A 4,194-nucleotide genomic window follows, 5' to 3' on the forward strand; every position below is an offset into this window, starting at 1 on the left:
TTAAATATTCCTCCCAAGCATCATTATCTAATTTTTTATACATAAGTAAACCTCCCATTGATAATCTTTTACTTAAGTTTATCAATGAGAGGGTATGTTTTCTAGATACTTAATTTTTGACGCTTACGTTTATATGCGAAAGTTAAGCTATTAAAAATGTAAGTTTAAAGTTTGTATGCGAAAGTTAAGCTATTAAAAATTTATTTTTAAAATTTAATATGCAAGTAAGAAGTACCCAATTTGAAAAATCTTCAATATGGGTACTTCTTAAATTACATTTGTAATTGAAACAATTCTTTTATCTCTTCCTCAGTCATCTTTCCTAAAACATTCACATCTGAAGCATTTTCAATGGTCATATTAAATATATCTTTTTTCTTTTCTTGAAGCTTTTGAATTTTTTCTTCTATGGTGCCTTTAGCTACTAGCTTTATAACTTCTACAGTTTTTTCTTGACCTATTCTGTGAGCTCTGTCGGAAGCTTGATTTTCCACAGAAGGGTTCCACCAAGGGTCAAAGTGAATAACTGTGTCTGCTCCAGTTAAATTTAAGCCTGTTCCGCCGGCTTTTAAAGAAATTAAAAACACGCTACATTTTCCACCATTAAACTCATTTACCATGCTGATTCTATCTTCACTTTTTATAGAACCATCTAAGTACATATAATCTATTTTCTTGTAATTTAATTCTTCAGCAATATTTTTAAGCATTGATGTAAATTGTGAGAATATTAAAACTCTGTGACCTTCTTCTAAGACATTGTTCAATATATCTAAAAGTGCTGTTATTTTAGAACTTTCACCTTTGTAATTTTCCGCGAATATTGATGGATGGCAGCAAATTTGTCTTAGTCTTGTTAAAAGTGATAGAATTTTAAATTTGCTCTTGTTAAATCCATTTTCATTTATTTCTTCATCAATTTCATTTTTGAAGGAATTAACATAAGAAGCATAAAGTTTCTTTTGCTCATCACATAAGTCCACAATAACTGTATGCTCTATCTTTTTAGGAAGTTCCTTTATAACATCATTTTTATGCCTTCTAAGAATGAAAGGTTTTATATGGTTATTCAGTTCCTTTAATGCTTTTTCATTTTTATGTTTTACTACAGGATTTTCATATAAAGTCCTGAATTTAGTGTGGTTTAAAAGATAGCCTGGCATTATAAAGTCAAATATGGACCAAAGTTCAGTAAGAGAATTTTCTATAGGGGTACCGGTTAAGGCAAAACGTCCCTTTGCTTTTAAGTCTTTTACAGCATGGGCACTTTGAGAATGAGGATTTTTTATAGCTTGTGCCTCATCTAAAAAGCAGTAGCTGAAAGTTATATCTTTATATTCATCTGTATCTATTCTCATAAGGGGATAAGAAGTAATTACTACGTCTACATTATTAATGTTTTTCATTTTTTCAGTTCTTAACTCTTTATTACCACAGATAACTTCTACCTTAAGCTCTGGAGCAAACTTTTGTATTTCACTTTCCCAGTTATACATAAGTGAAGTTGGACATACCACTAAAGCAGGTTTATTTTTATCCTCCTTTTCTCTAGAAGCTATAAATGCAATAGCTTGAAGGGTTTTTCCAAGGCCCATTTCGTCAGCTAGTATGCCTCCAAAGCCATAGTGTGCTAATGTTTTAAGCCACTTGAATCCAGTCTTTTGATAATCTCTTAATACATTTTGTATGTGTTTTGGAGCTTTAAAATCACTTTCCTGTACTTCTTTTATATTGTTTATGATTTCTCTAAATTTATTGTTTTTTTCAACTTCAACAATTTCATTATTTTTAAATTTTTGGTCCAAATATAAAGCATTATATTTACTAAGTAAAATTTTTTCATCACCAAGTTGGGAGTTTTTAATTCCTAGGTAGTCAATGGTTTTGGTAAAATCCTCAAGACCTAAAGAATTTAATAGTATGAAACTTCCATTTTTTAGTTTATGATAATTCTTTTTAGTTTTTATGCTATTAAAAATATCCACAAGCTCATTGTTATCTATGTTATCCAAGCTAAAGGAAATTTCAAGAAGATCAGCATCATTTATTCTTAAAGAGGATTTTATACTAGAAGAACTGTGAACTTTCATATTTTTAAAATCGTCAGAGTAAAATAAATTGCTTATATTTTGCAGTTTGTCTATACCCATATACAAGAAGTCCACTATAGCCTCTTCATCTTTAAGAATTAAAGAAGTAGTTTCCTTTTCAAAACCATGATTTTTTAATATATTTAAGATTTCTAGTTCCTTTTCCTTTTCTCTTATAATAATAATTTCACTATTATTTTCCTCTTTTAAAGGGTTTATTTTATGGATACCATACTTAAATTGTAAATTGGCAACTATATAATTATCAATTTTATCTAGGTATATATTGCTTTCCAAAGGTTCTTTAAGTATGTAATCTTTTATTTCATTATTAATTTCAATGTTTGAAGTTATGTTTTTTACAAAAGGTATTATATATTCCGAAAAATCTCCCCAGTTACTTCTAGGTATTACTATAGGATTTTTTGTTAAAAACTTATTGTGAAAGGGTATGTAATACTTAATTTGATCTTTGGTTGGTGCATATATTTTATTTCCGCATAAAAAATATTTTCCATCATTAGTTAGTGGGAAAAATGGTGGATTTTTTTGAAGCAATAGTATATTTTTATGGTTTCCGCTTAGTTGCAGTTCTATAGGTAAATTTTCATGAACTATACTTATATTTTCAAAAGTTTTGTTGTTAAGCTTCAAAGTAAAACTAGTATTATCTAAAAAGGAAAGAAGTCTTTTAAATTGTATTTCATTTAAAGAAACTTGTTTACCCTTGAAAAATTTTGCATGGTTATTGTAGAAACCTATAGAGTAGTTAATACTTGTTTGAGTTTCGTATATTTCTTGAATTAGCCCAATGATTTTTTTATTATCTTCTTTAAAGGTATGGCATTGCGGGTCGTAAGTAAAGCCTTTGCCAAATTCTAAGGTTTGCAAAGAAATAACTGCCTCTATAAATTCTTTCAAGTTTTTTACTACATATTTTTTTTGTTCACCTATTTTTAATTCCATATAAAATTGATCACGGCAATAGTCGGATTCAGTTCTGTCTACAGTTATTATTATGTCTAATTCTAATTCCTTTTTATATGAATTGATGTAATCTAATCCATTTTTTATTGAGTTTATAAAATTAGTAATATCAACTGATTCATTATTATTTACACTTTTTTTTGTTTTTTTGTTTTCATTATATAAATCTATATATTTTAAAAGTAATGCTACTGAGTGTTTACATAATCCCTCATATTTCGCAAAAGCGTCACAATTACAAAAACAACTAGAAAGGCGAAGTTTATTACGATGTTCTTTAAAGAGCACTGCCATACAATTATAGATATTTCCATTAGAACCAGTTACATTAGCTGAAATTCTTTCACAAGGGTTACTATAGTCATCTTCTATATCCTCTATGAAAAAGTTTGATATTCTATTTTGCTTATAATATTCTTTCCCTTTTTCAAAGGTAGAACTATAGCATAATCTTTTTAAATCTTCTCTAGAAAAATTAATCATAAAAACACCTCATATGGTTTTAGTATATATTTAGATTATATCAATATTTGAAAATTTTTAAACAAGAAAATAGAAAAACATTGAGTAATGGTTGTAGAGTACAAGCTTTTTCAAAATATTTTGGAAGGAGATTTAAAAAAATATTTGGAAGTGGTTGTTCTTGCATTTGTATATTTAATTTTAAACATTATTTTATTATGGCTTTGTTTTATAAGCGTCTATTAAAAGCTAAGGAATTTGAAGATTATCACATGAATGAAAAACCGACCAATAGAATGGGATGGATTGAAGAAAAAGCGGGAGTTAGTTTAGATGAATTTGAAAAAAAATAATAGTGTATATAATCAGAATATAAGTAAAAAAATAAAAGTAAGTATAATTATTTTAAGGGATGAAATCCAACAACTAGATTAAAGAGGGGTGTTGCATTAAGAAATCTAAATACAATATATTGCAGTATTTATTGTTAGTGCAACAACCCCATAAAAATGAGCCTACTATTCAATTATGATGTTGTATAAATAAAGTTGACACCTTATTCTCGTATAATTCAAAATATAATTAAGAGAATAAGGAGGTGCTTATCATGGCACAAAAACGTTATGACCAGGATTATAAAGTCCAGGCAGTTAAG

The 4,194-nt window shown here is 27.8% G+C and carries 2 protein-coding genes; one reads left to right on the forward strand and one right to left on the reverse strand.

Annotated elements, in window-relative coordinates:
* Positions 1 to 272: 272 nt before the first annotated feature.
* Entirely contained in the window at positions 273 to 3,560 is a 3,288-nt protein-coding gene (locus FGK85_RS14670) for a DEAD/DEAH box helicase (protein ID WP_138207856.1), read from the reverse strand.
* A gap of 47 nt (positions 3,561 to 3,607) precedes the next feature.
* Between FGK85_RS14670 and FGK85_RS14675 the strand changes: the two genes are divergently transcribed.
* On the forward strand, positions 3,608 to 3,892 hold the full coding sequence (locus FGK85_RS14675) for a hypothetical protein (protein WP_138207858.1): 285 nt from the start codon (positions 3,608 to 3,610) through the stop codon (positions 3,890 to 3,892).
* Positions 3,893 to 4,194: the final 302 nt, after the last annotated feature.

Source organism: Haloimpatiens lingqiaonensis (genome assembly GCF_901447495.1).
GTDB lineage: Bacteria > Bacillota > Clostridia > Clostridiales > Clostridiaceae > Haloimpatiens > Haloimpatiens lingqiaonensis.

What these genes read in the sequence shown, in the direction of transcription:
- FGK85_RS14670 (WP_138207856.1), bottom strand. Translation starts at nt 3,560, where the DNA reads ATGATTAATTTTTCTAGAGAAGATTTAAAAAGATTATGCTATAGTTCT.